The 26,919-nt window shown below is 67.9% G+C and carries 26 protein-coding genes; 14 read left to right on the top strand and 12 right to left on the bottom strand.

What is annotated here, in order from left to right; all coding sequences use genetic code 11:
- Positions 1-139: 139 nt before the first annotated feature.
- The 7 genes from FBY21_RS25150 (at position 140) to FBY21_RS25120 (ending at position 4,071) form a co-directional block, all read left to right on the top strand.
- Positions 140-709 carry an antibiotic biosynthesis monooxygenase gene (locus FBY21_RS25150; protein ID WP_142014656.1) on the top strand — a complete coding sequence of 190 codons (570 nt, stop codon included), beginning with the start codon at positions 140-142 and terminating at the stop codon, positions 707-709.
- A gap of 207 nt (positions 710-916) precedes the next feature.
- Entirely contained in the window at positions 917-1,627 is a 711-nt protein-coding gene (gene folM / locus FBY21_RS25145) for a dihydromonapterin reductase (RefSeq protein WP_142014653.1), read from the top strand.
- A gap of 22 nt (positions 1,628-1,649) precedes the next feature.
- Positions 1,650-2,207, top strand: coding sequence for a GTP cyclohydrolase I FolE (gene folE / locus FBY21_RS25140; RefSeq protein WP_044411428.1), 558 nt, complete (start codon positions 1,650-1,652; stop codon positions 2,205-2,207).
- Positions 2,208-2,209: 2 nt separating this feature from the next.
- Positions 2,210-2,581 (top strand): dihydroneopterin triphosphate 2'-epimerase, encoded by a 372-nt coding sequence (gene folX, locus FBY21_RS25135; protein WP_044411431.1) that lies wholly within the window; start codon positions 2,210-2,212, stop codon positions 2,579-2,581.
- A 94-nt stretch (positions 2,582-2,675) separates the two neighbouring features.
- The gene (locus tag FBY21_RS25130; protein ID WP_044411434.1) at positions 2,676-2,969 is read left to right on the top strand and encodes a DUF1244 domain-containing protein; all 294 of its coding nucleotides are present in this window, start codon (positions 2,676-2,678) and stop codon (positions 2,967-2,969) included.
- Positions 2,966-3,307: a HopJ type III effector protein gene (locus tag FBY21_RS25125; RefSeq protein ID WP_142014650.1), complete on the top strand. Its 342-nt coding sequence runs from the start codon at positions 2,966-2,968 to the stop codon at positions 3,305-3,307. The genes FBY21_RS25130 and FBY21_RS25125 overlap by 4 nt, the downstream gene beginning before the upstream one ends.
- A gap of 161 nt (positions 3,308-3,468) precedes the next feature.
- The gene (locus FBY21_RS25120) at positions 3,469-4,071 is read left to right on the top strand and encodes a putative glycolipid-binding domain-containing protein (RefSeq protein ID WP_142014648.1); all 603 of its coding nucleotides are present in this window, start codon (positions 3,469-3,471) and stop codon (positions 4,069-4,071) included.
- A 7-nt stretch (positions 4,072-4,078) separates the two neighbouring features.
- Here FBY21_RS25120 and trxB read toward each other — a convergent pair whose 3' ends face one another.
- Positions 4,079-5,026, bottom strand: coding sequence for a thioredoxin-disulfide reductase (gene trxB, locus FBY21_RS25115; RefSeq protein WP_142014645.1), 948 nt, complete (start codon positions 5,024-5,026; stop codon positions 4,079-4,081).
- Between the two features lie 266 nt (positions 5,027-5,292).
- On the opposite strand from trxB, the gene cysZ reads away from it, so the two are divergent.
- Both cysZ and FBY21_RS25105 read left to right on the top strand, forming a co-directional pair.
- Positions 5,293-6,039, top strand: a complete 747-nt coding sequence (gene cysZ / locus FBY21_RS25110; RefSeq protein WP_142014640.1) for a sulfate transporter CysZ — start codon at positions 5,293-5,295, stop codon at positions 6,037-6,039.
- Between the two features lie 101 nt (positions 6,040-6,140).
- Positions 6,141-7,331 carry a glycosyltransferase family 4 protein gene (locus FBY21_RS25105; protein WP_142014637.1) on the top strand — a complete coding sequence of 397 codons (1,191 nt, stop codon included), beginning with the start codon at positions 6,141-6,143 and terminating at the stop codon, positions 7,329-7,331.
- Between the two features lie 4 nt (positions 7,332-7,335).
- On the opposite strand, the gene FBY21_RS25100 is transcribed toward FBY21_RS25105, so the two are convergent.
- The 5 genes from FBY21_RS25100 to FBY21_RS25080 form a co-directional block, all read right to left on the bottom strand.
- Complete coding sequence (locus tag FBY21_RS25100; protein ID WP_142014633.1) at positions 7,336-8,295, bottom strand: DegV family protein; 960 nt, start codon at positions 8,293-8,295, stop codon at positions 7,336-7,338.
- Positions 8,296-8,879: 584 nt separating this feature from the next.
- Positions 8,880-9,989, bottom strand: a complete 1,110-nt coding sequence (locus tag FBY21_RS25095; protein WP_074970706.1) for an NADH:flavin oxidoreductase — start codon at positions 9,987-9,989, stop codon at positions 8,880-8,882.
- Between the two features lie 59 nt (positions 9,990-10,048).
- The gene (locus FBY21_RS25090; protein ID WP_174244743.1) at positions 10,049-10,639 is read right to left on the bottom strand and encodes a TetR/AcrR family transcriptional regulator; all 591 of its coding nucleotides are present in this window, start codon (positions 10,637-10,639) and stop codon (positions 10,049-10,051) included.
- A 217-nt stretch (positions 10,640-10,856) separates the two neighbouring features.
- The gene (locus FBY21_RS25085) at positions 10,857-11,339 is read right to left on the bottom strand and encodes a glutathione peroxidase (RefSeq protein WP_044411458.1); all 483 of its coding nucleotides are present in this window, start codon (positions 11,337-11,339) and stop codon (positions 10,857-10,859) included.
- 128 nt (positions 11,340-11,467) lie between these two features.
- Positions 11,468-11,953 carry a peptidylprolyl isomerase gene (locus FBY21_RS25080; RefSeq protein WP_074970702.1) on the bottom strand — a complete coding sequence of 162 codons (486 nt, stop codon included), beginning with the start codon at positions 11,951-11,953 and terminating at the stop codon, positions 11,468-11,470.
- On the opposite strand from FBY21_RS25080, the gene FBY21_RS25075 reads away from it, so the two are divergent.
- The 4 genes from FBY21_RS25075 (at position 11,922) to FBY21_RS25060 (ending at position 16,629) form a co-directional block, all read left to right on the top strand.
- Positions 11,922-12,245, top strand: a complete 324-nt coding sequence (locus tag FBY21_RS25075) for a DUF3565 domain-containing protein (RefSeq protein ID WP_074970991.1) — start codon at positions 11,922-11,924, stop codon at positions 12,243-12,245. The two genes, FBY21_RS25080 and FBY21_RS25075, sit on opposite strands and share 32 nt — an antisense overlap.
- 16 nt (positions 12,246-12,261) lie before the next feature.
- On the top strand, positions 12,262-13,446 hold the full coding sequence (locus tag FBY21_RS25070; protein ID WP_142014630.1) for an acetate kinase: 1,185 nt from the start codon (positions 12,262-12,264) through the stop codon (positions 13,444-13,446).
- A gap of 7 nt (positions 13,447-13,453) precedes the next feature.
- A complete protein-coding gene (pta, locus tag FBY21_RS25065; RefSeq protein ID WP_142014627.1) occupies positions 13,454-15,541 on the top strand; it encodes a phosphate acetyltransferase in 2,088 nt (695 codons plus the stop codon).
- Positions 15,542-15,720: 179 nt separating this feature from the next.
- Entirely contained in the window at positions 15,721-16,629 is a 909-nt protein-coding gene (locus FBY21_RS25060; RefSeq protein ID WP_142014624.1) for an acyltransferase, read from the top strand.
- A 58-nt stretch (positions 16,630-16,687) separates the two neighbouring features.
- On the opposite strand, the gene FBY21_RS25055 is transcribed toward FBY21_RS25060, so the two are convergent.
- The 6 genes from FBY21_RS25055 to FBY21_RS25030 form a co-directional block, all read right to left on the bottom strand.
- The gene (locus FBY21_RS25055) at positions 16,688-16,999 is read right to left on the bottom strand and encodes an EthD family reductase (RefSeq protein ID WP_044411471.1); all 312 of its coding nucleotides are present in this window, start codon (positions 16,997-16,999) and stop codon (positions 16,688-16,690) included.
- Positions 17,000-17,067: 68 nt separating this feature from the next.
- Positions 17,068-19,203 carry a putative bifunctional diguanylate cyclase/phosphodiesterase gene (locus tag FBY21_RS25050; RefSeq protein WP_142014620.1) on the bottom strand — a complete coding sequence of 712 codons (2,136 nt, stop codon included), beginning with the start codon at positions 19,201-19,203 and terminating at the stop codon, positions 17,068-17,070.
- Complete coding sequence (locus FBY21_RS25045) at positions 19,184-22,894, bottom strand: response regulator (protein ID WP_142014617.1); 3,711 nt, start codon at positions 22,892-22,894, stop codon at positions 19,184-19,186. The genes FBY21_RS25050 and FBY21_RS25045 overlap by 20 nt, the downstream gene beginning before the upstream one ends.
- A gap of 292 nt (positions 22,895-23,186) precedes the next feature.
- Positions 23,187-23,885 carry an OmpA family protein gene (locus tag FBY21_RS25040; protein ID WP_142014614.1) on the bottom strand — a complete coding sequence of 233 codons (699 nt, stop codon included), beginning with the start codon at positions 23,883-23,885 and terminating at the stop codon, positions 23,187-23,189.
- A gap of 81 nt (positions 23,886-23,966) precedes the next feature.
- Entirely contained in the window at positions 23,967-24,608 is a 642-nt protein-coding gene (locus FBY21_RS25035; protein WP_107330948.1) for an MBL fold metallo-hydrolase, read from the bottom strand.
- Between the two features lie 45 nt (positions 24,609-24,653).
- Positions 24,654-25,673 carry an AraC family transcriptional regulator gene (locus tag FBY21_RS25030; protein WP_044411487.1) on the bottom strand — a complete coding sequence of 340 codons (1,020 nt, stop codon included), beginning with the start codon at positions 25,671-25,673 and terminating at the stop codon, positions 24,654-24,656.
- Positions 25,674-25,796: 123 nt separating this feature from the next.
- Here FBY21_RS25030 and FBY21_RS25025 point away from each other — a divergent pair, with 123 nt between their 5' ends.
- A complete protein-coding gene (locus FBY21_RS25025; protein WP_069562277.1) occupies positions 25,797-26,630 on the top strand; it encodes a metal-dependent hydrolase in 834 nt (277 codons plus the stop codon).
- The last annotated feature ends 289 nt before the right edge of the window (positions 26,631-26,919 follow it).

Below are 26,919 nucleotides of genomic sequence, written 5' to 3'. Positions count from 1 at the left end.
GCGGCCCCATGGCACGCGGCACTGGCGTATTCAGCCGAAACAGGAATAATCCTTGCCTCTGAAAGAAGCAGGCCTACTACCCCGGGCCGCTTCCTGCGCTGCCCCTACCCTGGGCGGCGCCCGCAACAGGAGATACACGATGTCTGCCGATCCCGTCACCCTCATGGTGGCGCGCCGGGTCACCCGCGAGCGCTACGACGATTTCATGGCCTGGCTGCGCGAAGGCGAGCAACTGGCCGCCGACTTCCCCGGCTATCTCGGCTCGGGCGTCCTGGCCCCGCCGCCCAACGACGACGAATTCCAGATGATCTTCCGCTTCGCCGACGAGCCCACCCTGGCCGCCTGGGAGCATTCCGCCTCTCGCCGTGCCTGGCTGGAACGCGGCGCCGGCCTTTTCGACCGTCCTCACGAACACCGCGCGCTGGGCCTGGACGCCTGGTTCGGCAGTGCTGACCGCCGGCCGCCCCGCTGGAAGCAGAGCATCGCCATCTGGCTGGCCTTCTTCCCGGTGTCGCTGGGCTTCAACCTGCTGTTCGGCTCCTGGCTCGGCGGGCTCGACCTGCTGTTGCGCGTCTTTTTGAGCACGCTGGTTTTGACGCCGCTGATGACCTACTGGTTCATCCCGTTATCCACCCGCTTGCTGGCTCCCTGGCTGAACGAACCGGCTTCCCGTACCCGCCGCCCCGGCCTCACGGCTCCCTCCCGATAACGTCACAAAGGTTGTACAGAGGCAAAATCTGTACAACCTTCCAACACCCTCTCTTTTTCTATAACCCCACACAAATCAAGGCCTTGGCTGAATTTACGGTCGGAATCCGGATTTCTTCAGCGCCAAGAATTGTACAAACTCAGGCTTCTGGTATAAGTTTTCACCATTCCGCCCCAGCCTGGGGTATCGCCCTGCCACGAGGCCCCCATGAGCCCTTCGGCCGCTCCCATCCTGATCACCGGTGCCAGCCAGCGCGTGGGCCTGCATTGCGCCGAACGCCTGCTGGACGACGGCCAGCCGGTGATCATCAGCTACCGCACCGAGCGCGAAGGCGTGCACCGGCTGCGTGAGCGCGGCGCCTGCGTGATCGCGGCGGACTTCTCGGACGAAGCCGGCATCCTCGCCTTCATCGAACAGCTCAAGGCCGCTACGTCGCACCTGCGGGCCATCGTTCACAACGCCTCCGACTGGCTCACCGAAGCGCCCGGCCACGAGGCCGAGGCCTTCCAGCGGATGTTCAGCGTGCACATGCTGGCGCCCTACCTGATCAACCTGCATGCCGAGGCGCTGCTGCGCCACGGTGGTCCGGCCGACATCGTCCACATCAGTGACGACGTGGCGCGCAAGGGCAGCGAGAAGCGCATCGCCTACTGCGCCAGCAAGGCCGGGCTGGACAACCTCACCCTCTCCTTTGCCGCCCGCTATGCCCCGGCCATCAAAGTCAACGGCATCGCGCCGGCGCTGGTGATGTTCAACACCGGTGACGACGCCACCTACAGGACGAAGACCCTGGCCAAATCCGCCCTCGGCATCGAGCCCGGGCCGGAAGTCGTGTACCAGGGCCTGCGCTACCTGCTGGACAACCCCTACGTCACTGGAACGACGCTAACCCTCAATGGCGGCCGCCACCTGAAGTGAACCGGCCGTACGGACTGCCAAGATGAATGACGACCTGTCCTCCCACTACCGGGAAATCCTCATGGGCGTGGGTGAGAACCCCGAGCGCGAAGGCCTGCTGGATACGCCCAAGCGGGCTGCCAAGGCGATGCGCTACCTGTGCCGTGGCTACGAGCAGAGCCTGGAGGAAGTGGTCAACGGCGCGCTGTTCTCGTCCGATAACGACGAGATGGTGACCGTGAAGGACATCGAGCTCTACTCCCTCTGCGAGCACCACCTGCTGCCCTTCATCGGCAAGGCGCACGTGGCGTACATTCCCACCGGCAAGGTGCTCGGCCTGTCCAAGGTGGCGCGCATCGTCGACATGTTCGCCCGCCGCCTGCAGATCCAGGAGAACCTCACCCGGCAGATCGCCGAGGCCATCCAGCGCGTGACCGGCGCCGCCGGCGTCGCCGTGGTGATCGAGGCCAAGCACATGTGCATGATGATGCGCGGCGTGGAGAAGCAGAACTCGGTGATGACCACCTCGGTCATGCTCGGGGCCTTCCGTGAATCGCCGAGCACCCGCCAGGAATTCCTCAAACTCATCGGACGGAGCTGAGCATGCCGAGACTGGAGCCAGGAATGGCGCGGATCCGCGTGAAGGACCTGCGCCTGCGTACCTACATCGGGATCAAGGAGGAGGAGATCCTCAACAAGCAGGATGTGCTGATCAACCTCACCATCCTCTACCCGGCCACCGACGCGGTGGACTTCAACGACATCGACCATGCGTTGAACTACCGCACCATCACCAAGGCCATCATCCAGCACGTCGAGGAGAACCGCTTCGCCCTGCTGGAGCGCCTGACCCAGGAGATCCTCGACCTGGTGATGACCAACCCACGGGTGAGCTACGCCGAAGTGGAAGTGGACAAGCCCCACGCCCTGCGTTTCGCCGAGTCGGTGTCGATCACCCTCGCCGGCCACCGCTGATCCCCGCTGCCCGGCCTCGCGCCGGGCATTGCCGTCCCCGGGAGCGGCTCTTATCATCGCCGCGCCCTCCTCACCGATCCCAAGGAGTCCTCCGATGAACGAGCAACAGCGCCTCGAACTCGAAGCCGCCGCCTTCCGTCGGCTGGTCCAGCACCTGCGCAGCCGCACCGATGTGCAGAACATCGACCTGATGAACCTCGCCGGCTTCTGCCGCAACTGCCTGTCCAAGTGGTACAAGGCCGCCGCCGACGACATCGGCGTCGAAGTCAGCCCCGAGCAGGCCCGCGAAGAGATCTACGGCATGCCCTATGCCGACTGGAAGGCCAAGTACCAGAAAGAAGCCAGCGCCGAGCAGCAAGCGGCCTTCGACAAAGCGAACAAAGCATGAACGACCTGAATGCATTCCGTGGCCGCCTGGCCAGTGGCGAGCACCTCTTCGCCGACACCCTGGCCTTCATCGCCGCCGGCTACGACTACCAGCCCTGTGCCTTCGTCAACGGCGGCGTGGAGAACGCCGCCGGGCAGAACGAGGGCTCCTGCAAGACCCTGGGCCTGGCCCTGCTGGAAGGCCTGAGCCGCGACGAAGCCCTGCTGGCGTTCGGCGAGCACTACCGCGCCGTGCTGGCCACCCCCGAGGGCAGTGACCACGGCAACATCCGCGCGCTGATGAAGAACGGCCTGGACGGCGTTCGCTTCGACGGCGAGCCGCTCAAGCGCAAGGCCTGATAAACCGCTCTGCACGCGACTCATCTGTCAGAGAAAGCTGACATACGTCACAAAAGGAACAACGTATCCTGCGCGACGTAACGGGAACACCAGGGAAGGTGTCCTACGCCTATACACCCGTTGAGCGTTTCCCCTTCCCGTGCAGTTTCGGAGTCGCATGGATGCAACAGACCCTCGTTTGGAAACCCTGGTCCCACCCCGGCGTGGAGCACCTGCGCCTGCACCGTGACGCCGACGGCGTCCACGTCAGCAGCCACCTCATGCAGAGCCGCGGCGGCAGCAGTTTCGCCGCCACCTACGTGCTGGACTACGACCCCGAATGGCGCTTCCGCCAGCTCTGGCTGAAGGTGGACGACCACGGCCCCCGCAGCCTGCGCCTGCAGCGCGCCGACGACGGCCGCTGGACCCTCGACGGACAGCCCTGCCCGGACCTGGAGCCCTGCGACCAGGTGATGCTGGGCGCCAGCCCCTTCACCCACAGCCCGATCCTGCTGGGCAAGCCGCTGGAGACCTGGGAAGAACACACCCACCAGGTGGCGCACATCGACCTGCCCACCCTGACGGTGCAGGCACGCCCACAGCGCTACCGCTGCGTGAAGCGCGACGCGCAGCTGAGCCGGTACCACTGGGAACAGGAAGGCGACGCGGGCGGCGAACTGACCCTCGACGACCGGGGCCTGGCCACCCGCCTCGAAGGGCAGTTCCTGCGCCTGGACGCCCGCACCCTGCGCTTGGCCGAACTGCCCATCAACACCTGGGTCTGACGCGCCCTCAGAGCGCGTCGAGGTAGCGTTCCACGTCCAGCGCCGCCATGCAGCCGGCGCCGGCGGAGGTGATGGCCTGGCGGTACACCGAGTCGGCCACGTCACCGGCGGCGAACACCCCGGCCACGCTGGTGGCGGTGGCATTGCCGTCACGCCCGCCGTTGACCACCACGTAGCCGTCGCGCAGGGCCAGTTGGCCCTCGAACAGCGAGGTGTTCGGCGTGTGGCCGATGGCGACGAACAGGCCGTCCACCTTCAGTTCGTCCATCAGCCCGTCACGGCCGCGCAGGCGCACGCCGGTCACGCCCATGTCGTCGCCCAGCACCTCGTCCACCTCGGCATTGAGCTTGAGCACGATGCGCCCCTCGGCGATGCGTGCGCGGAGCTTGTCCTGCAGGATCTTCTCGGCGCGGAAGGTTTCCCGGCGGTGCACCAGGGTCACCTTGCTGGCGATGTTGGCCAGGTACAGCGCCTCTTCCACAGCCGTGTTGCCGCCGCCCACCACCGCCACCTCGCGGTTGCGGTAGAAGAATCCGTCGCAGGTGGCGCAGGCGGACACGCCCTTGCCCATGAAGCGTTCCTCGGAGGGCAGCCCCAGGTAACGGGCGCTGGCACCGGTGGCGATGATCAGCGCGTTGCAGCTGTAGGTGCCGCTGTCCCCCACCAGGGTGAAAGGCTCGCCGGCCAGGTCCACGGCGTTGATGTGGTCGAAGACGATCTCCGTCTCGAAGCGCTCGGCGTGTTCCTGCATGCGCTGCATCAGCGCCGGCCCGGTGAGCCCGTGGGCATCGCCCGGCCAGTTGTCCACCTCGGTGGTGGTGGTCAGTTGCCCGCCTGCCTGCAGGCCAGTGATCAGCAAGGGCTTGAGGTTGGCGCGGGCGGCATAGACGGCCGCGCTGTAACCGGCGGGGCCGGAGCCGAGGATGATGACGCGGGCGTGGCGAGTGACGGACATGGCGGACACCTCAGGTAATAAAAAGAGGCCGCTGCGAGCACTTGGGGAAGGCTTAGGGAATGCAGCGGCCTCGCGAACCAGCGGGAGCCGGCAAGCCCCCGTAAATGCTGGCAAGGCTACCGACGCCGCCCCCGGCCACGGAAATGTGCATTGCTTATCCCCTCGATAGGACGCCCCTATCGCCAGGCGGGCGCGTGACGCCGCCGCTTTTACCGCCCCGGCAAAGCCGGTAAGGTCGCGCCAGTCACCCCTTCATGGAGCGCCCGATGCCCGCCCCTGCCCTGTCCGGCCCGCAATACCTCGGCGAAGGCCTGAAACTCATCCTGCGTCCCGGCCTGCGCCTGTTCGTGCTGCTGCCGCTGACCCTGAACCTCCTGCTGTTCATCGCCATGATCGGTTTCGCCATGCGCGAATTCAGCGGCTGGGTCGATGCCTTCATGCCCAGCCTGCCCGACTGGGCGAGCTTCCTCGAATACCTGATCTGGCCGCTGTTCGTGGCGCTGGTGGTGCTGCTGGTGTTCTTCACCTTCACCATGATCGCCAACATCATCGCCGCGCCCTTCAACGGCTTCCTCGCCGAGAAGGTGGAAGTGGTGGTGCGCGGCCAGGACGACTTCCCGCCCTTCAGCTGGGCCGAACTGGTGGCCATGGTGCCGCGCACCGTCGGCCGCGAACTGCGCAAGCTGGGCTACTTCCTGCCCCGCGCGGCGGGCCTGCTGATCCTCAGCTTCATCCCCGTGGTGAACCTGGTGAGCACGCCGCTGTGGTTCGTCTTCGGCATCTGGATGATGGCCGTGCAGTACATCGACTACCCAGCGGACAACCACAAGCTGGGCTGGAACGAGATGCTCGCCTGGCTGCGCGAGAAGCGCTGGCAGAGCCTGGGCTTCGGTGGCTCGGTGTACCTGGCGCTGCTGATCCCCTTCGTCAACATCGTGATGATGCCCGCCGCCGTCGCCGGCGCCACCCTGTTCTGGGTCCGCGAAGGCGGCGACAAGGCCCTGCCCCGCTGATGCACCGGCGCGGGCCCGGACCCGCGCCGCCCTCCTCGGCTGTCACCGGCCGGTCACGCAAAATTCACACGGGCTAAACGGCGGGCGTCGACACTCAAGTCATGAGCCTGCCTGCCCTTCGAATCGCCCTCGTCAGCGAAACCTACCTGCCGGAAATCAACGGCGTCGCCAACACCCTGTCGCGGCTGTGCGAGGGCTTGCGCGCACGCGGGCACCAACTGCAGCTGGTGCGCCCCCGCCAGGCCGTGGACCAGGGCGTGAAGAGCAGCGACGAGCTGCTGCTGGTGCGCGGCTGGCCGCTGCCCGGCTACCAGGGGCTGCAATGGGGCCAGTCGAGCCTGCACAAGCTGCTGACGCGCTGGAAGCAACGCCGCCCCGACGTGCTCTACATCGCCACCGAAGGCCCCCTCGGCCTGTCCGCCCTGCGTGCGGCGCGGCGCCTGGGGGTGCCGGTGATCAGCGGCTTCCACACCAACTTCCAGCAGTACACCGGCCACTACGGCGTGGGCCTGCTGACGCGCCTGCTGACCAACTACCTGCGCTGGTTCCACAACACCTCGCAACTGACCCTGGTGCCCAGCGCCAGCCAGAGCGAGGAGCTGCGCCGCCGCGGCTTCGAGCGCCTGGCCCTGCTGGCACGCGGTGTCGACGGCCAGCTGTTCACCCCGGCCCGGCGCTGCCAGGGCCTGCGGGAAGCCTGGGGGCTGGAGCCGGACGACATCGCCGTGCTGCACGTCGGCCGCCTGGCCCCGGAGAAGAACCTGCGGCTGCTGGCGCCCACCTTCCAGGCCTTGTGCAAGGCCCATCCCCAGCGCCGCCTGAAGCTCATCGTGGTGGGCGACGGCCCGTCGCGCACCGCCTTGCAGGCCGAGCTGCCGGAGGCGTTGTTCTGCGGCATCCAGCGCGGCGAGGAACTGGCCCGGCACTACGCCAGCGCCGACCTGTTCCTCTTCCCCAGTCAATCCGAGACCTTCGGCAACGTGGTGCTGGAGGCGCTGGCCTCGGGCCTGGCGGTGGTGGCCTTCGACCAGGCCGCCGCGGCCCAGCACATCCGCCACGGGCACAACGGCGCCCTGGCGGTGCCCGACGAGCCGGCCACCTTCAGCGACGCGGCCTGCTGGCTGCTGGAAGACGACGAGACCCTGCGCCGCGTGCGCCTCAACGCCCGCCAGCACGCCGGCCGCCAGGGCTGGGACAGCATCGTCCAGCAGTTCGAGCAGCACCTGCGCAGCGTCGGCTCCGCCGAGGCGGCGCTGCCTGCCGACGCCCGCCTGCAGCCCCCCTCGCCCTGAGGCCTCAGCCGAACGGCCGGGCCGGTGCGGCGAAGGCCAGGCTGAGGGCACCACGCCCCAGGTTGATGGCGCCGGTGGGGCTGAGCATCGCCACCTGCAGCACCACATCCCGTGCGAGGCAGGCGGCCTCCAGCTCGGCGAATCCCGGCAGGTCGCGCACCAGGGACAGTTCCCCGGCGTAGCTGATGCACAGCTGCGGCGCCAGCAGGTCGCCCGCCATCACCCGCGCGCAGGCGTGGGCGAAGAGCTTCTCCGCCGCCCGCTCGAAGCTCGGCGCCAGGGTCACGGGCTTGTCCTCGCCCTGCTGCACGCTGATCACCGGCTTCACGTCCAGCAGCGAACCGATCCCCAGGGCCGCACCGCGCATGCGGTCCAGCAGGCCGCTGCGCTCGCCCTTCTGGAAGCCGCGCTTGCGCAGGTGGCCGAGGTCATCGGCGATGAGGAAGGTGCACACCGACTCGGCCAGTTGCTCCAGCCGCGCCCGCACCGCACTGGGATGGCCGCCCCCGGCGATCAGCCGCACGGCCTCGGCGGCCAACACCGCGCTGCCGGCGAACAGCGTGCGGCCGTCGATCACCCGCATGGCGAACGGCGTGGTCAGCCCGGCCGCGCTGCGTCGCTCGCGGTAACACTGCAGCAGGCCGAAGGAGGCCTGGGTGGCGTGCTCGAAGATGGCGCTGCGCTGGGCGGAAAGGGTCAAGCAGATGACGTGGTCGTACTGGGTCACCAGCTCTTCGAGGAACCAGGCCTGGGTTTCCGCAGCGCTCAGCGGCTCGCTGCCATCGCCAGGGCCGACCCGGGGCAACTGGTCGACGTAGAAACGCCCGGTGACCTCGGGAATGCGGCGGTCCACCAGGGTGTCCTGGCAGAGGCGGATACGGATGGGCAGAACGCGGATGCCCCGCTCCGCGATGAAGGTCTGAGGCAGATCGCAGGTGGCATCCACCACCAATCCGGTGCGCATGGGACGACTCCTAGGGCCGGTGGACCGGCCGCTTGTTGTGGTGCCCGGACCATGCGCCTTCGTCCGGGGCAAGTCAGCCCAACCGATTGAGGGTTTGTGGTGAGGGTGGCCTGTCGAAGGCCGTGCCCTAAGCCCACTATTTGGGGGACCAAGCTGATTATCGAGTTCTGCGGATGTTCCCTGTTTCGCCTTCCCAGGCGAGTTTCTTTTTTCAATCGTCGGAATGCCGCCCACAAAAAAGAAACCAAAAAGGCTCGCCCCGCCATTCGGGTCCCGCTGCGCGGGACTTCCCTCGCTCCGTCGCTGCTACGGGGGCCGGCGCGATGGGCCATCCATGGCCTGACGCGCCTCTCGCGGCATCCATGCCGCTCGTCCCCCTGCGCAACGACTGCGCTCGGCCTCCTGAAGGGGCAGTTTCCCTGCCTCACCCTCTTGGCAAGCACGACCACCGAGTGCGCTCATGACTTGCTGCTTCAGAGCGTTCGGCGCCGGCGAGTTGCAAAAACCGTAGCCACAAAAAAGCCCCGCATGAGACGGGGCTGGAAATGGGTGCGCCGGCCAGGCCGACGCACCGGGGGTCGTGTTCAGACCAGGCTGGTCAGGGCATCGCGGCTGAACGGCAGGATGTCCTGCATGCGGCCTTCGCGGACCTTGGTCGCCCAGTCCGGGTCCACCAGCAGGGCGCGGCCCACGGCCACCAGGTCGAACTCCTGCTTGTTCAGGCGCTCCAGCAGGCCTTCGATGTTGGCCGGCTGGGCGACCTTGTCGGTCTTGACCATGAACTGCAGGAACTCGCCATCCAGGCCGACGCTGCCGACGGTGATGGTGGGCTTGCCGGTGAGCTTGCGGGTCCAGCCGGCCAGGTTGAGGTCGGAGCCTTCGAACTCCGGCTCCCAGAAGCGGCGGGTGGAGCAGTGGAAGATGTCCACGCCGGCCTCGGACAGCGGCTTGAGGAAGCCTTCCAGCTCTTCCGGGGTCTGCACCAGGCGGGCGGTGTAGTCCTGCTGCTTCCACTGGGAGAAGCGGAAGATGATCGGGTAGTCGGGGCCGACGGCCTCGCGCACGGCCTCGATCACTTCGATGGCGAAGCGCGAGCGGTTGGCCAGGCTGCCGCCGTAGCCGTCGGTGCGCTGGTTGGTGCCTTCCCAGAAGAACTGGTCGATCAGGTAGCCGTGGGCACCGTGCAGCTCCACGCCGTCCATGCCGATGGCCTTGGCGTCACGGGCAGCCTGGGCGTAGGCGGCGACGACCTCGTCGATGTCCTGCTGGGTCATGCCGTGGACCACCACCTGGCCGTCCTTGAGCTTCTCGCTGGGGCCGTAGCCGGGAACGCTGGCGTCCGGTTCGGTGCCCAGGCGGCGGACGTTACCGACGTGCCACAGCTGCGGGACGATCTTGCCGCCTTCGGCGTGCACGGCCTCGACCACCTGCTTCCAGCCGGCCAGGGCGTCCTCGCCGTAGAAACGCGGGACGTGGGGGTAACCGTTGGCGGCCTGGTGGCCGATGGTGGTGCCTTCGGTGACGATCAGGCCGACACCGGCTGCGGCACGGCGGCGGTAGTACTCGACCACCTGCTCGGTGGGCACGCCGCCCGGGGAGAAGGAGCGGGTCATGGGCGCCATCACCACGCGGGTCGGCAGCTCCAGGGCGCCGAGGCGGAAGGGGGCGAACAGGGCGTCTACGGATGCGGTCATCGGGGTCTCCTGATTCCGGCCAAGTGACCGGTCGTCTCGTTAATGGGCTTTTTAGGGGGTCACACCCGCAGCAGGCGCTGCAGGCGGGTCATGAAATCGAACAGCGGCCGGGCGCCGGCACCGACCTTGAGGCGGGTGAGCACGCCCTGCCAGGCGTTGGCGATGAAGCCGGCGAGGTTGGCGCAGTCTTCATCGGCCGGGAGCTCGCCGGCACGCTGGGCCTCTTCCAGGCAGGCCTGGAGGATGTCCGCCGAGCGCTGCAGGATGGCGTCCACCTGGGCGCCGATGGCCGGCGACAGTTCGGCCATCTCGAAGCTCAGACTGCCGATGAAGCAGTGGTATTCCAGCTTCTCGTGGCGGGTGAAGTGGCTGACCAGTTCACCGTAGTAGTCGAGCACCCGCTGGCACGGGCTCTTCGCCGGGTCGGACAGGGCTTGGGCATAGCGCTCGAGGCGCGGCTGGTACAGGTAGTCCAGGGCCTGGAGGGCGAAGTCTTCCTTGCTGGCGAAGTAGTGGTAGAACGAGCCCTTGGGGATGCCGGCGGCCTGGACGATCTCCTGCACGCCGGTGCCGTGGTAGCCGGCACGGGTCATCACCTGGGTGCCCTTGGCGAGGATGAGGTCACGCTTGTCGAGTCGGATGCTGTTCATGGCGGCGAGCATATGACCGGTCGTCTCGCTCGGCACAGCACTATTGATCAGGGTGATTTTGGGTCAGAAAGCCCGCGCGGCTTACCCCGAGGTAATGGCCTGCGCGGGGGTAACCCGTGCACCTTGCAGGGGCGACTTCAGTCGCCAGGCAGCCCGCAGGGCTGCAACTGGCCTCAGCAGCCCCCCGCATGGTGGATGGGAAGAGGGGAAAGAAGCGTCAGCCCAGCGCTTTCTCGATGGCCGCCACCAGGGCGGGATCTTCGGGGGTGGTGCGGGGCGAGAAGCGGGCGAGCACGCGGCCGTCCTTGCCCACCAGGAACTTCTCGAAGTTCCAGGTGATGTCGCCGGGGAACTCGGCCCCTTCACCGGCCAGCAGGCGGTAGAGCGGGTGACGGCTGGCGCCGTTGACGTCCATCTTGCTGCCGAGCGGGAAGGTCACGCCGTAGTTCAGGGTGCAGAACTCGCGGATCTCGTCCTCGCTGCCCGGCTCCTGGGCGGCGAACTGGTTGCAGGGGACACCCAGTACGCTGAAGCCCCGGTCCTGGAACTGCTGGTGCAGTTTCTCCAGCCCGGCGTACTGCGGCGTCAGGCCACAGCGAGAAGCAACGTTGACCACCAGCACCACCTTCCCCTTGTAGGGAGCAAGCGGCAGTTCCTGGCCGTCGAGGGCACGCAGCTTGAGGTCGTGGAAGGCACTCATCTCACAGACTCCTGGATCGACGCGGGTTTGCACGAGAGACGAAAAAGGCGCCCGAGGGCGCCTTTCCGGTGAGCTTGAGCTTAGCAGCCGATCCGCATCGCCGCGCGCCGCAGATCGCCTGTCATCACTCAGTGGTGGTGACCACCTTCGCCGTGGATGTGACCGTGGGCGATCTCTTCGGCGTTGGCTTCACGCACGTTGACCACCTTCACTTCGAAGTTCAGGCGCTGGCCGGCCAGCGGGTGGTTGCCGTCGACGGTGACGTCGTCGCCGTCGATGTCGCGGATGGTGACGATCTGCATGCCGCCGTCCGGAGCGGAGGCGTGGAACTGCATGCCGACTTCCAGCTCGTCCACGCCTTCGAACATGGCGCGGCTCAGGGTGGCGACCAACTCGGCGCTGTATTCGCCGTAGGCGTCTTCGGGCTCGATGGCCACTTTCACTTCGTCGCCGGCCTGCTTGCCTTCGAGGGCACGCTCCAGGCCGACGATGATGTTGCCCGCACCGTGCAGGTAGACCAGCGGCGCGCCGCCACGGGAGCTGTCGATCACCTCACCGGCGTCGTTGGTCAGGGTATAGTCGATGGAGACTGCCTTGTTGGCGGCGATCAGCATGGTGCGAGACCTTTTGGATAAGAGTGGAAAGGTGGCAAGTCTAACTGCCAAACCGGCCGATGGCGACCCGCCGATTGACGGACGGGGCTCGCGTTTGCTGGGTTTCCGCCAGGACGAGGACGGCCACTGGGTGGCCCTGCTTTCCTGCGGGCACACCCAGCATCTGCGTCATCAGCCGCCGTGGCAGTCGCGGGCCTGGGTCCTGGACCCACGGCAGCGCGAGGCGCACCTCGGCCAGCCCTTTGCCTGTGGCTGGTGCGCCAGGGAGCAGGACACCGAGGACAAGGACTAACCGACAAGGAGGCGAGATGCCCGCACGCAATATCCTGGTGATCAACTGTGGCAGTGCGTCGATCAAGTTCGCCCTGGTCAGCGAGGCCCATTCGCAGTTCCCCCTGCGCGGCATCGCCGACCGCCTGGGCACACCGGAGGCCGAGCTGCGCTGGCAGCGGGGCGGCGAGAAGGACAGCCTGATGCTGCCCAATGGCGACTACCGCGCCGCCCTCGCCCAGTTGCTGCCACTGGTACAGGCCGTCACCGGCGGCAAGCTCCACGGCATCGGCCACCGCGTGGTGCACGGCGGCGAGCGCTTCACCTCGGCGCGGCGGCTGGATGCCGACGTGCTCGCTACCATCCGCGCCATCTCGCCCCTGGCGCCGCTGCACAACCCGGCGGCACTGCAGGGGATCGAAGCCGCCATGAGCGTCTACCCGCAACTGCCCCAGGTGGCGGTGTTCGACACTGCCTACCACCAGAGCCTGCCCGAACACGCCTACCGCTACGCCCTGCCCGAGTCGCTCTACCGCGACCACGGCGTGCGCCGCTACGGCTTCCACGGCACCAGCCACCGCTACGTCAGCCACCGCGCGGCGGAGATCGCCGGGCTGTCCATCGGCGACAGCAGCTGGCTGTCGGCGCACCTGGGCAACGGCTGCTCCACCTGCGCCATCGTCAACGGCCAGAGCCGCGACACCAGCATGGGCCTGACGCCCCTGGAGGGCACGGTGATGGGCACCCGCAGCGGCGACATCGACCCCAACCTGCACAGCCACCTGGCCCGTACCCTGGGCTGGAGCCTGGACGAAGTGGCCCGTGTGCTGAACCACGAGAGCGGCCTCAAGGGCCTCTCCGGGCTTTCCAACGACATGCGCACCCTGGAGCAGGCCCGCAGCCAGGGCCACCCCGGCGCCACGCTGGCCATCGAGGTGTTCTGCTACCGCCTGGCCAAGAGCCTGGCGGCCATGAGCTGCGCCCTGCCCCAGCTGGACGGGCTGATCTTCACCGGCGGCATTGGCGAGAACTCGCCGCTGATCCGCAGCAAGACCGTGGCCCACCTGCAACTGCTGGACCTGGCTATCGACCAGGAGGCCAATGCCCGCTGCGTGCAGGGCATCGCCGGGCCCATCCACCGCTACGGACGGACCCGCATCCTCGTCGTCCCCACCAACGAGGAGCGGCAGATCGCCCTCGACACCCTCGCCCTGCTCACCTGAGGCACCCATGCATACCTTCTTCATCGCCCCCACCGGCTTCGGTGTCGGCCTGACCTCCATCAGCCTCGGCCTGGTCCGCGCCCTGGAACTGGCCGGCCTCAAGGTCGGCTTCTACAAACCCATCGCCCAGCCCCACCCCGGCGACCTCGGCCCGGAACGCTCCAGCGAGCTCATCGCCCGCACCCACGGCCTGACCCCGCCCAAGGCGATGGAGCTGGCCCAGGTCGAACGCCTGCTCGGCGACGGTCAGCTGGACGAGCTGCTGGAAGAGATCGTCGGCCGCTACCAGCAGGTGGCCGAAGGCCGCGACGTGGTCATCGTCGAAGGCATGGTGCCGACCCGCCACGCCAGCTACGCGGCGCGGGTCAACGCCCACCTGGCGCGCAGCCTGGACGCCGAGGTGATCCTGGTCTCCGCGCCGGAGGACGAGACGGTCACCGAGCTGGCCGACCGCCTGGAAATCCAGGCCCAGCTCTTCGGCGGCCCGGACGATCCCAAGGTACTCGGCGTGATCCTCAACAAGGTGCGCGACGAAACCCTCGGCCCGCAGCTGCAGGACAACACCGCCCTGCTGCGCGCCAAGCACTTCCGCCTGCTCGGCTGCATCCCCTGGGAAGAGGAGCTGAACGCCCCGCGCACCCGCGACGTGGCCGACCTGCTGGGCGCGCGGGTGATCAATGCCGGCGACTACGACCAGCGCCGGGTGCAGAAGATCATCCTCTGCGCGCGCACCGTGCCCAACACCGTGCCGCTGCTCAAACCCGGCGTGCTGGTGGTGACCCCGGGCGACCGCGACGACATCATCCTCGCTGCCAGCCTCGCCGCCATGAACGGCGTGCCCCTGGCCGGCCTGCTGCTGTGCAGCGACTTCCCGCCCGACCCGCGCATCATGGAGCTGTGCCAAGGCGCGCTGCAGGGCGGCCTGCCGGTGCTCAGCGTGGCCAGCGGCACCTATGGCACCGCCACCGACCTCAACCGCATGAACCGCGAGATCCCGGTGGACGACCGCGAACGTGCGGAGAAGGTCACCGAGTTCATCGCCCGCTTCCTCGACCACGACTGGCTGCGCGAGCGCTGCGGCACCCCGCGCGTGCCGCACCTGTCGCCACCGGCGTTCCGCCACCAGCTGGTGAAGCGCGCCCAGCAGGCGGGCAAGCGCATCGTCCTGCCGGAGGGGGCCGAACCGCGCACCGTGCAGGCCGCCGCCATCTGCCAGGCGCGCGGCATCGCCCGCTGCGTGCTGCTGGCCAAGCCCGAGGACGTGCAGGCCGTGGCTCGCGCCCTGGGCATCGTGCTGCCCGAAGGGCTGGAGGTGCTCGACCCGGACCTGGTGCGCCCGCGCTACGTCGAGCCCATGGTGACCCTGCGCCAGGGCAAGGGCCTGAACGCACCGATGGCCGCCGCGCAACTGGAAGACAACGTGGTGCTGGGCACCATGATGCTGGCCCTGGACGAAGTGGACGGCCTGGTTTCCGGCGCCGTGCACACCACTGCCAACACCATCCGCCCGGCCCTGCAGCTGATCAAGACCGCTCCCGGCTACAAGCTGGTGTCCTCGGTGTTCTTCATGCTCCTGCCGGAACAGGTGGTGGTCTACGGCGACTGCGCGGTGAACCCCGACCCCAGCGCCGAGGAGCTGGCCGAGATCGCCGTGCAGAGCGCCGCCTCCGCCGCCGCCTTCGGCATCGACCCGCGGGTGGCGATGATCAGCTACTCCACCGGCGACTCCGGCACCGGTGAAGACGTCGAGAAGGTGCGCGAGGCGACCCGCCTGGCCAAGGCCGCGCGGCTCGACCTGTCCATCGACGGCCCGTTGCAGTACGACGCCGCCGCCATCGACAGCGTCGGCCGGCAGAAGGCGCCGGGCAGCGCCGTGGCCGGGCGCGCCACGGTGTTCGTGTTCCCCGACCTGAACACCGGCAACACCACCTACAAGGCCGTACAGCGCAGCGCCCAGGTGGTCAGCGTCGGCCCCATGCTGCAGGGCTTGCGCAAGCCGGTGAACGACCTGTCCCGTGGGGCACTGGTGGACGACATCGTCTACACCATCGCCCTCACCGCCATCCAGGCCGCCACCACCAGACCCGACGCCTGAGCCGCGTGCCCCCTCCCGCCGGGAGGGGGCCGGGCAGCGGCGAAACCGCTGCGACCGACCGGTCACCCTTCGCGCTTGCAGTCCAGTGAACAACCGTTAACCTTGGCCACCAACGGGCCGCCCACCGGCACGGCGTCCACCGAACAGGGCGGCACAGACCGCCCAGACACGAGGTTCCCATGCTCAGCTTCCTTCCCGCGCCCCTGCGCGGCGTCCTCGCCTCCCTGCTGCTCGCCCTCAACACCCTGTTCTGGTGCTGGCCGCTGTTCGCCATCACCCTGCTGCGGCTGCTGCTGCCGTTCCAGGCAGTGCGCCAGGCGCTGAACCCGCTGGTGAGCTTCATCCACGAGTCCTGGGTGAGCTGCAACAAGACCTGGATGAACCTGGTCCGCCACACCCGCTGGGACGTGCAGGGCATGGAAGGGCTGGACTACCAGCACTCCTACCTGGTCACCAGCAACCACCAGAGCTGGGTGGACATCCTGGTGCTGCAGTACGTGTTCAACCGGCGCATCCGCCCGCTGAAGTTCTTCCTCAAGCAGGAGCTGATCTGGGTCCCCGTGATCGGCCTGTGCTGGTGGGCGCTGGATTTCCCCTTCATGAAGCGCTACTCCAAGGCCTACCTGGCCAAGCACCCGGAGAAGAAAGGCAAGGACCTGGAAACCACCCGCCGCACCTGCGACAAGTTCCGCCACAACCCGGTGGGCATCTTCAACTTCCTCGAAGGCACCCGCTTCACCCCGGCCAAGCACGCCCAGCAGGCCTCGCCCTTCCGCTACCTGCTCAAGCCCAAGGCCGGCGGCGTGGCCTTCGTGCTGGACGCCATGGGCGATCAACTGGAGGCGCTGCTGAACATCACCATCCACTACCCCGGCGGCAACCCGAGCTTCTGGGCGCTGATGGCCGGCCAGGTCGGTGAGGTGGTGGTGCGCATCGAGGCGCTGCCGATCCCCGCCGGCTTCCTCGGCCGCAGCTATGACCAGGACGAGGCCTACCGCAAGGACTTCCAGCTCTGGGTCAACCAGCTGTGGGAACGCAAGGACGCCGAGCTGGCGGCGTTGCACCAGAGCCACCCGCCCCGTTCCTGACCCCCAGGACGCAGAAGCCCGCCAATCGGCGGGCTTCGTCATTCAGGAGCCGGTAGCCTCAGTCGCCCAGCACCTCGTTCACCTGCAGCAACGGCGCGATGCTGGTGTAGCGAGGGATGTCGTCGTTGATGGCCTGGCCATGCTTGCGCAGGGTGGCCTGGAGGGTGTCGATGGAGCGGATCCAGATGTGCGCGGTACACAGGAACGGCGCCGCCGAACCGTCTCCGGAGGCCAGGCCCTTCTGGACCTCCACCTTGACCAGGTTGTCCCCCAGCAGCTCGCGCACCAGGGGGATGTGCTTCTCCAGGTAGTAGGTGAAATCGAAGGTGCCCCCCTCGTTGTTGGGGTAGGCGACGAACAGGCAATACATAGGATGCTCCTTGCGAATGCGGCGACCTCACGCGCCGTCGGCGCAAGTGTAGGCCGCCTTCGCCGGCTTTACCGCGCGGCGTCGAACGCCTGCCAGTCGAGCTGCAGCGGGAATTCGCCCGCCTTGGCCACGGGCAGGCCGGGCGCCACCAGGAAGCCCTGCATCACCGAGCAGCCGTGCTCGATCAGCCAGTCGCGCTGTGCCGCCGTCTCCACCCCTTCGGCGATCACCTCCAGGCCCAGGTGGCGGCCCAGGTCGATGATGGTGGCGACCACCGCCGCATCACGGGGCGACTCCAGCATGTTGGCGATGAACAGCCGGTCGATCTTCAGGGTGTCCAGCTCGAAGTGGCGCAGGTACGCCAGCGAGGAGTAGCCGGTGCCGAAGTCGTCGATGGCCACCCGTACCCCCAGTTCGCGCAACTGGCGCAGTTGCTCGCGGGTGATGTCCAGGTCCTGCATCAACGCGCTCTCGGTCACCTCCACCTCGATCTGCGAAGGGCGCAGGCCGCGCTGCTCCAGCGCCCGGCGCAGGTCCTCCACCAGGTGCGGCATGCCGAACTGCACCGGACTGACGTTGAGGCTGATGACCAGGTCCTCGCCGAAGCGCTCGCGCCATTTCAGCCCCTGGCTGACCCCCTGCTGGAAGATCCAGTCCCCCAGGCGGTTGATCAGCCGGGTCTCCTCCAGCAGCGGGATGAACACATTGGGCGCGACCGTACCGGCCACCCGGTGCTCCCAGCGCAGCAGCGCCTCGAAGCCCCGCAGGCGCCCGGTGGCGAGGTACACCTGGGGCTGGTAGACCAGCACGAAGTCGTCCTGCTCGATGGCGTTGCGCAGGCTCTCCTCCAGCATCAGCCGCGAGCGCGCGCGGCCATTCATCTCCGGCGAGAAGAAGCGGTACTGCTGGCGTCCGGCGCGCTTGGCCTCGTACATGGCGATGTCGGCGGCGCGCAGCAGGCCGTCCACCGTCTGCCCGCACTCGGGGAAGCAGGCGATGCCCACGCTGGCACCGAGGGTGACGTCGATGCCGTCCACCCGGTAGCGCACCGAAACCAGCTCGATGAGCTTCTCCGCCACCCGCGCCGCGTCTTCCGGGTGGTCGAGGGAGTCGATCAGCGCGGTGAACTCGTCGCCCCCCATGCGCGCGAGGATGTCGTAGGGGCGCATGCAGGTCTTCAGTTGCTCGCCCACGCGGCGCAGCACCTGGTCGCCAGCGTCGTGGCCGAGGGAGTCGTTGATGCGCTTGAAGCCGTCCAGGTCCAGGTACAGCACCGCCATGCGCTTGCCGTTGCGCTCCACCCGCGCCAGGGCCGACTCCAGCGCCTGGTAGAAGCCGCGCCGGTTGAGCAGCCCGGTGAGCGAGTCGGTGATGGCCTGGGCCTCCAGCTGGGCGTGCAGCTGGCGCACCGCCGACATGTCGAGGCCGATCACCACCATCGAGCGCTGAGCCCTGGGCAACGGCGCGCAGGACAGCGCCACCGGCAGGCTGCCGCCGGCCTGGGTCTTCAGCGCGGCGTCGTGCAGGCGGTAGGGTTCGCCGCGCTTCCAGTGCCGGTAGAAGTCCGACAGGCGCCAGTCCCCGGCGTATTCGGGGGCGGCGATCAGGCTGAGGAACTCGCGGCCTTCCAGGTCGCTGACGGTGCCCTGGAGCATCAGCGCCATGGCCGGGTTGGCGAAGCTGATCACCCCGTCCTCACCCACCACCAGGATGCCCTCGGCGGCGTTCTCCAGCACCGAGGCGTTGAACGCCCGGGCACTGTCCAGTTGCTGGGTGAGCTGCAGCAGGTCGCAGCGGTTGCGCTCGTGGTCCAGCAGCGCCTGCACCTTGTGGCGCAGCACCTGCGGGTCGAACGGCTTGAGGATGAAGTCCACCGCGCCGGTGGCGTAGCCGCGCAGCACCGCTTCCTGGGTGTGGGCGATGGCGGAGATGAAGATGATCGGCGTGTAGCGGGTGTGCGGGCTGCCGCGCATCAGCCGGGCCACCTCGAAGCCATCCATGCCGGGCATCTGCACGTCCAGCAGGACCAGACCCACCTGCTCCTCCAACAGCACCTGCAAAGCCGCCTCGCCGGAGTCGACGGTGCGCACGTCCCAGGTGGAGTCGTCCAGCACCGCCTCCATGGCAGCGAGGTTCTCCGGGCGGTCGTCCACCACCAGGAGGATGCTTTCGGGGGCCTTGAGCTTAGGCAAGGGCTGCGTCATGGCGACCTCCGGCGGCTTCGAGCCAGCGTTCCAGCATGTCCAGCAGTTCCTGACGGTTCACCGGCTTGGCCAGGTAGTCGTCGGCACCGGCGGTGATGCACTTTTCCCGGTCGCCCTTCATGGCGTGGGCCGTCAGGGCTATGACCGGGATGTGGCAAGCGTGTTCCTCTTTCAGCGTCCGTGTCGCGGTGTATCCGTCCATGTTGGGCATCGCCATGTCCATGAGAATCAGGTCGAAGGGTTCGCGCTGGAAACAGGCAATGGCCTCCATGCCATCGCGCGCCGGAGTGACCCGTAGGCCAGCTTCGTCCAGCACGGCAGTCAGGGCGTAGATGTTGCGCACGTCGTCGTCCACCAGCAGCACCCGCGCGCCCTCCAGGGCGGAATGCCCATGGGTTGCCGGCTGCGTGTGCAGGCTGTCGAGAAAGCCCTGCACCGCCTCGCCAAGGGCGGCCGGGTCGGTGGCGGACTTGGGCACCAGCGTCGCCGAATAGCGCCGCAGGCGCTGCAGGTGCTGCTGGCCGACATCGAGCCCGGTGTTCACCACCACGCGCACGTTCCGCAGGGAGCGACGGGCATCCAGCCGGTCGAGCAGCTCGAAGCCGTCCAGATCCGGCAGGTTCAGGTCGACCACTATGGCTGCGAAACTGTTCGCCTCGTAAGCGACGATGGCCTGCTCCGCAGTGCCCACCGCCACCACCTCGAAGCCCAGTTGCTGCAGATGCTCGCGGTAGTGGTCGCGCTCCACCTCCACGTCTTCCACCAGCAGTATCCGGTGGCCTTGCGCGTCGGGCTCGCCAAGCCCGCCGAACACCTGTTCCAGCTCGGTGCGACCGATGGGCTTGACCAGGTAGCGGGTGTCGCTGTCGTTCCAGTCCGGCGGCTGCGGCACGCAGGAGATGATGTGCACCGGCGTGCCCCGGTGATTGGGCAGCCCGCGCAGGCGCCGGTAGATCTGCCAACCGCTGAGGTCGGGCAGGAGGATGTCGAGGATGATCGCCGCATAGCGCTCCTCCTGCAGCAGCGCCACTGCCTGGCGACCGTTGCTGCACAGCACCGTGGAGAAGCCATGGCCCTGAGCCGCTTCGGCGATCACCGCAGCGAAGCCGGCATCGTCCTCGACGATCAGCACCGGCGGCCCCTCGCCGCTGCGCAACGGCTCGGTCAGCTCCACCTCCGGCTCCAGCGACCCCACGGCCACCGGCAGGCAGACCGTGAAGCAGGCGCCTTCGCCCAGGCGGCTGCGCAGGCTGATCTGCCCGTCCAGGGCGAGCACCAGTTGGCGGGTGATTGCCAGCCCCAGGCCGGTGCCACCGAAGCGCCGGCTGGTGGAGCCGTCGATCTGCTGGAAGGCCTGGAAGACCCGCTCGTGCTGCTCCGGGTCGATGCCGATGCCGGTGTCGCGCACGCTGAAGCGCAGCATCTCGCGGCCGGGGCCGAGGTCCTGGGCGTCCACCGAAACGGACAGTTCCACCTCGCCCTGGTCGGTGAACTTGAGGGCGTTGGACAACAGGTTGCGCAGGATCTGGTGCAGGCGCACCCGGTCGCTGTGGATGACCCGAGGCACCCCCGGGTCGACCCGGCTCACCAGCTGCAAGCCCTTCAGCTCGGCCATCGGCCGCAGGCTGGCATCCAGCTCCACCAGCATGTCCTGGACGTTGAGCGGCTCCAGCTTGAGCTGCATGCGCCCGGCTTCCACCTTGGCCAGGTCGAGCACGTCGTTGATCAGTTGCAGCAGGTCGCTGCCGGCCCGGTGGATGATGTCGGCGTGGCGCGACTGCTTGTCGGTGAGGTTGCCGGCGGCGTTCTGGCGCAGCTGGTCACTGAGGATGAGGATGCTGTTGAGCGGCGTGCGCAGCTCGTGGGACATGTTGGCGAGGAACTCGGACTTGTAGCGGTTGGCGAGCATCAGTTGCTCGGCCTGCTCCCGCAGGCGCTGCTCGGCGACGCGGCGCTCGGTGATGTCGATCACCACGGCCTGGACCCAGGTCTCGCTGTCGCTGCGGATCGGCGAAAGGCCCACCTCCAGCGGGATCATGTGGCCGTCCCGGTGCTGGCCGAACAGCTCGCGGTTACCGCCCATGCGCCGGGGTTCGGGTTTGGCCTGGAAGCCCTGGCGCAGGCCCACGTGGGCCTCGCGCAGGGCCACCGGCAGCAGGCGCTCGACCCGCTCGCCCAGCAGCTCCTGGCGGCTGTAGCCGAACATCTGCTCCACCTGGCGGTTGACCATGGCGATACGCCCGCCGGTGTCCACCAGCAGGATGGCGTTGGGCGAAGCCTCGACCACCAGCCGGAAGCGCTCCTCGGCACTGCGACGGGCCTGCAGGTCGAGCAGGTTGATCAGGTAGCGGGGGCCATCGGCGCGGTCGATACGGGTCAGGCGCAGGGCCACCGGTGTGCGCCGGCCGTCGTCACAGCGCGCCTCGTACTCGCTGATCGACGCGTGCTCGCTCTCGAAAGCCAGAGCCTCCAGCCCGCTGGCACCCGGCAGGAAGCGCAGGGCGTGCTGCCCCACCAGCCACTCGGAGTCGCAACCCAGCAACTCCCCGGCGCTGTCGTTGGCCAGCTCGATGCGCCCGTCGCCTTCGCACAGCAGCGTGGCCACCGGCAACCGCGCCACCAGGGCGCGCAGGTGTGCTTCGCGTTCCTGCAGCAGGGCGGCGGACTTGCTGCTGGCCAGCAGTTCGCGCTCGCGCAGGTACAGGTAAGCCCCGACCAGCAGGGATAGCAGCAACGCGGCCGACAACCCGGCAACCAGGGTGAAGCGCAGTCCGCCATCACTTTGCAGGCTGGCGTAGGCCGCTGTGCCAGTGACCTGCAACTGCCAGTCACGGCCGAACAGGCGCAGCTCCCGGCGGTCTTGATAGCGCGCAGGCTCGGCAGCGTCGGGCGGGTCCAGCAGGGGTTGGTCGGGGTACTGGAGGTCCGCCAGCTCGATGTCGAACAGCCGGGCCTGTGCCCCGAGGATGCCGGCCATCAGGTCCTGGACACGGAAGGCGCCGTAGACGGTGCCGATGAACGCTTCGCGGCGCTCGGTTGCGGTGGCCGGTGCATCGCGGCCATACACCGGCATGAACAGCACCAGCCCCTTGAGGGGCGAGTTGTCCTCGTCCTGGCGCAGGACGATGGGCCCGGTCAGCCGGGCCTCGCCGCTGTCGATCGCGGCCTGCACGGCCTGCAGGCGCATCGGTTCGCTGAGCATGTCGAAGCCCAGGGCGCGCTTGTTCCGCCAGTCCAGCGGGCTGATGTAGGTAATGACCAGGTACCGCTCACGTTCGCCAGGAGGGAACAGACGGGCATCGGCGCGCCCCTCTTCCTCACCCGGGTAGGCCGGCAGGTCGCCCGGAGCCAGGTAACGGCTCCAGCCGAGGGCCTGAATGCCGGGGTAGCGGTCCTGCAACTGGAGCTGGTCCACGGCCCGCGCCCACTCGTCGGCGGACACTTCGTCGCTGCCGGCCAGCAGGCCGGACATGCCGCGCAACACCACTTCATAGGCGCGCATCCGGTCGCTGATGCGCTGGGCCACCTCGTCGACCTCCATGTCGAAACGCTGCTGGTTCTCGGCCTCATAGCGGGCCCGCTCGGCCTGCCATTGCCAGACCACCAGGGCTCCCAGCGCTACCAGCAGGACCAGCGCGGCTGCCACGGGCAGCCAGGGTTTCCTGTCGGGAATCCGGGGACGGTCGTCCATGCATGCTCCTGTCCTTGTGGCGACACGCAGGGGGAAAAATCAGGGGGAGTCGCTGCTGATCAGCATTGATTCGCGGTCACCTGTCGGCAGTCTAGTCAGGATTCGGCGCACTAGCCCCGTGCCAGCAATGAGACGACGGACGGCAGGCAGCGGCCGACGGCACGCCGGAAAATGCCGCAGGAAAACCGGGGGACACGTCGCTCGGGAAGCGGACACTTCAGGCCCCGGCGGCGCCATCCCGGGCGGGTGCGCGAGGCCATGAAGTGGAGGCCTGGATCAGGCCCGGAGGGGGTCAGTACTGCTGGGGCGCCTGGGCACCGGGGATGGGGGTCAGCTTGATTTCCACCCGACGGTTCTGCGAGCGGCCGGCTTCGGTGGCGTTGCTGGCGACCGGCTGGTCCGGCCCCATGCCACGGGAAGACAACCGACCCGGTTCGACCCCCTGGGCCACCAGGTAGTTGGCCACGCTCTGGGCGCGCAGCTGGGACAGGTTGACGTTGTACTGGTGGCTGCCGGTGCTGTCGGTGTGGCCGACGATCTCGATGTTGTTCTGGTTGTACTGCTTGAACGACGAAGCGAGGTTGTTCAACGGGCCATAGAAGTTGCTGGCGATGTCCGCCGAGTTGGTGGCGAAGGTGATGTTGCCGGGCATCACCAGGTTGATGCTGTCGCCCTGGCGCTGAACCTGTACGCCGGTGCCTTCCATGCTGCGACGCAGCTCCGCTTCCTGCTTGTCGACGTAGTAGCCGTAGCCTGCGCCCGCCGCACCGGCGACCGCGGCGCCGATCAGCGCGCCCTTGCCCCGGTTCTTGTGGTTGATGGCGGCACCGGCGACGGCACCGGCCAGGGCGCCCAGGCCGCCATAGGTGGCGGTCTTGCTCATTCCCTGGCGGGGCGCCTGGCCCTGGTTCTCATAGGGGTTCTGCGAAGCACAGCCTGACAAAGTGGCCACGGCAAGGGCCGCGACGATCAGGCGACGCGTGGTGAACATGGACTCTCTACTCCTGTGTGACAGGCAACCGGATGGACTGCCGTCAGATTAGAGCATGGCCCTTCGCGGAAATTCCGTAGCTCAGGCCCGGACGAACGGGTTTTCGCGCATTTCATCGCCCAGCCGGGTGTCGGGGCCGTGACCGGTGACCACGGTGGCCTCTTCGTCCAGGGTGTAGAGCCGCCCCTTGATGGAGCGCTCGATGGTGGCGTAGTCACCGCCCCACAGGTCGGTGCGGCCGATACCCCGGCGGAACAAGGTGTCGCCGGCGATCAGCAGCCTGGCCTCGGGGAACCAGAAGCTCATGGAGCCGGGGGTGTGTCCGGGCGTGTGCAGCGCCACGCCACAGCCACAGGCCAGCTCCTCGTCGTCGGCCAGCCACTGGTCCGGGGCCGGCACCGGCTTGTAGGGCACGCCGAACATGCGGCACTGCATCTCCAGGTTGTCCCAGAGGAACTGGTCTTCCTTGTGCAGGTGCAGGGTGGCGCCGGTGGCCTTCTTCAGCTCGCCGGAGGCGAGGAAGTGATCCAGGTGCGCGTGGGTGTGGATGATGCTGACCAGCTTCAGGCCATGGGCCTCCAGGCGGGCGAGGATCTGCTCATGGTTGCCGCCTGGGTCGACGACGATGGCCTTCTTGCTGACCGGGTCGCCGATCAGGGTGCAGTTGCACTGCAACGGGCCGACGGGGAAGGTTTCGCGGATCAGGGCGGTGGACGGGTTCATCGGGCATCTCCGGGGCGGCGCTCTGCGGCGCCTGGTGCGGGTCGATCAAGGGTCGGCACGATAATCGCTCGGCAGCCTGCCCGTCCATTTGCGGAAGGCGCGGCGGAAGTTGGAGGGGTCGCTGAACCCCAGCAGCGCGGCGATCTCGAACAGCGGCAGGTGGGTGGTGGTGAGGTACTGCAGGGCCAGGCCCTTGCGCACTTCGTCGAGCACCTGCTGGTAGCTGGTGCCCATGGCCGCCAGGTGCCGGCGCAGGCTGCGGCCACTGGTGTGCAGGGCACGGGCGGCGCTGTCCAGGTCGGGGAAGTCGCCGGGGCGGGTGAGCAGCAGGCGGCGCACGCGGGTCAGCAGGGCGTCCTGAACGTCGAGGGTGGCCAGGATGGCCTCGCACTGCTGCTCGCACATCTGCACCGTGGCCGGGTTGGCCAGGGCCATGGGGCGGTCGAGGTAGTGCGTGGGCAGGGTCATCCAGTGGCAGGGCTGGTCGAAGGTCACCGGCGCGCCGAACACCGCTTCGTAGCGCTCGGCGTAATCCGGCGCGGGGTGGGCGAAGCCCACCTGCAGCCCCAGCAGCGGCTCGGCGACGAGGAAGCGGGCGATGGTGCAGAAGCTGGTCAGCAGGCCCTCACCGGCGAAGCGCCCCAGCGGCCCCATGGGGAAGGACTCGGTGGCCTCCAGCCGCAGGCAGTCGCCCTGCTCCACCAGCTCCAGCTCATAGGCCAGGCCCAGCACCCGGTAGTACTTCATGGCGAACTGCAGCGCCCGCCCGAGGTTGGCGCTGGAAAGCACCGCGTAACCGAGGATGCCGTGGGTGGAGACGTTCAGCCGCTGGCCCAGCACCAGCCCCAGGGCAGGCTCGTTGCACTGCACCAGGGCGGCGGTGGCCAACAGGTTGAAGTCGACGAAGGAGAGCCGCGCATTGGGGCTCTGCAGCACTTCCGGGCGCACGCGGGCCGCGCTGAACAGCGCCTCGCGGGTAACGCCCAGCTCTTCGGCCAGGCTCAGCAGGGCTTCGGCGTAGGCAACCGGAACGAGCTCGGCGGAGAAGGTCAGCGGCTGTTTCATGGGTTCTTCTTGTGGGTCGGCCGTGGCCAGATATGACCTGACGATTGGCAGAAGATAACCTTGTCCGACAAGGCCCCGCAAGCGAGAGTGCGGGCGTGGTTTGAACCGACTCAGGGAGTCCCCATGACCAGCACGACCCCAGAAGGATTGGTAATCCGCCCGCGTCACATGGATTTCGACCTGCCCAATCCGATGCCCCGCCACTGGCACAGCGGCGATGCCTTCAAGACCCACCTGTTCGACGCCATGTCGGTGCTCTTTCCCGATGGCGAGCGCTTCTTCATCGACTCGGTGCGGCACTTCCGCGACGAGATCACCGACCCGGTGCTGAAGGAGCAGATCCGTGGCTTCATCGGCCAGGAAGGCCACCACAGCCGCGAACACCTGGAATACAGCGCCCGACTGCGCGACCTGGGTTACGACGTGGGGCGCATCGAGCGCCGCGCCCAGGCGCGCATCCGCTACACCCAGAAGAAGTTCTCGCCGCGCCGGCAACTGGCCGCCACGGCCGCCTTGGAGCACATCACCGCGATCATGGCGGACGGCCTGCTCAAGCACCCCGAACACATTGCCGGTGCCCACCCGACCCTGGCCCGCCTGTGGCGCTGGCACGCCCTGGAAGAGACGGAGCACAAGGCGGTGGCCTTCGACGTCTACAACCAGGTCTGCGGCAGCCGCAAGCTGCTGCGCCGGGCGATGATCATGGGCACCTTCTTCTTCATGCTCGATACCCACCGCGGGTTGATCCACATGCTCAAGCGCGACGGCCTGCTGTGGAACTGGCGCGTCTGGCGCGATGGCCTGAGCTGGATGTGGGGCAAGAACGGCATGTTCCGCCAGTTGATCCCGGCGTACATGGACTTCTTCAAGAAAGGCTTCCACCCCTGGATCCATGACAACCGGGACCTGATGTACAAGACCCGGGAAGAGTTCGACGGGCTGCCCGCAGCGGCCTGATCCGCCGTCAGTGATGCACAACGGCCCTTCGGGGCCGTTGTCGTTTCCAGGTCCAGGCCCTGTAGGGTGGGCTTCAGCCCACCGCTTTCTACGGCACGCCCGACGTTCAACTGACTGCCGCGCATCGCTGATGCCTTCCGCTTCACCCTCCCGGCCGAATCCCTGACTTCTGCTCAGGGCTGCCGGGGGGCGGCGCAACACTTGGAGAAACGCGGTGGGCTGAAGCCCACCCTACGCCTCCCCTACGTCAGCGCGACGACTACTCCACATACCTGACCGAAAACGCCGC

Source organism: Pseudomonas sp. SLBN-26 (assembly GCF_006715895.1).
Classification (GTDB): domain Bacteria; phylum Pseudomonadota; class Gammaproteobacteria; order Pseudomonadales; family Pseudomonadaceae; genus Metapseudomonas; species Metapseudomonas otitidis.
The sequence above is the reverse complement of the archived record's forward strand: the minus strand, read 5'-3'. Positions and strand labels throughout refer to the sequence as shown.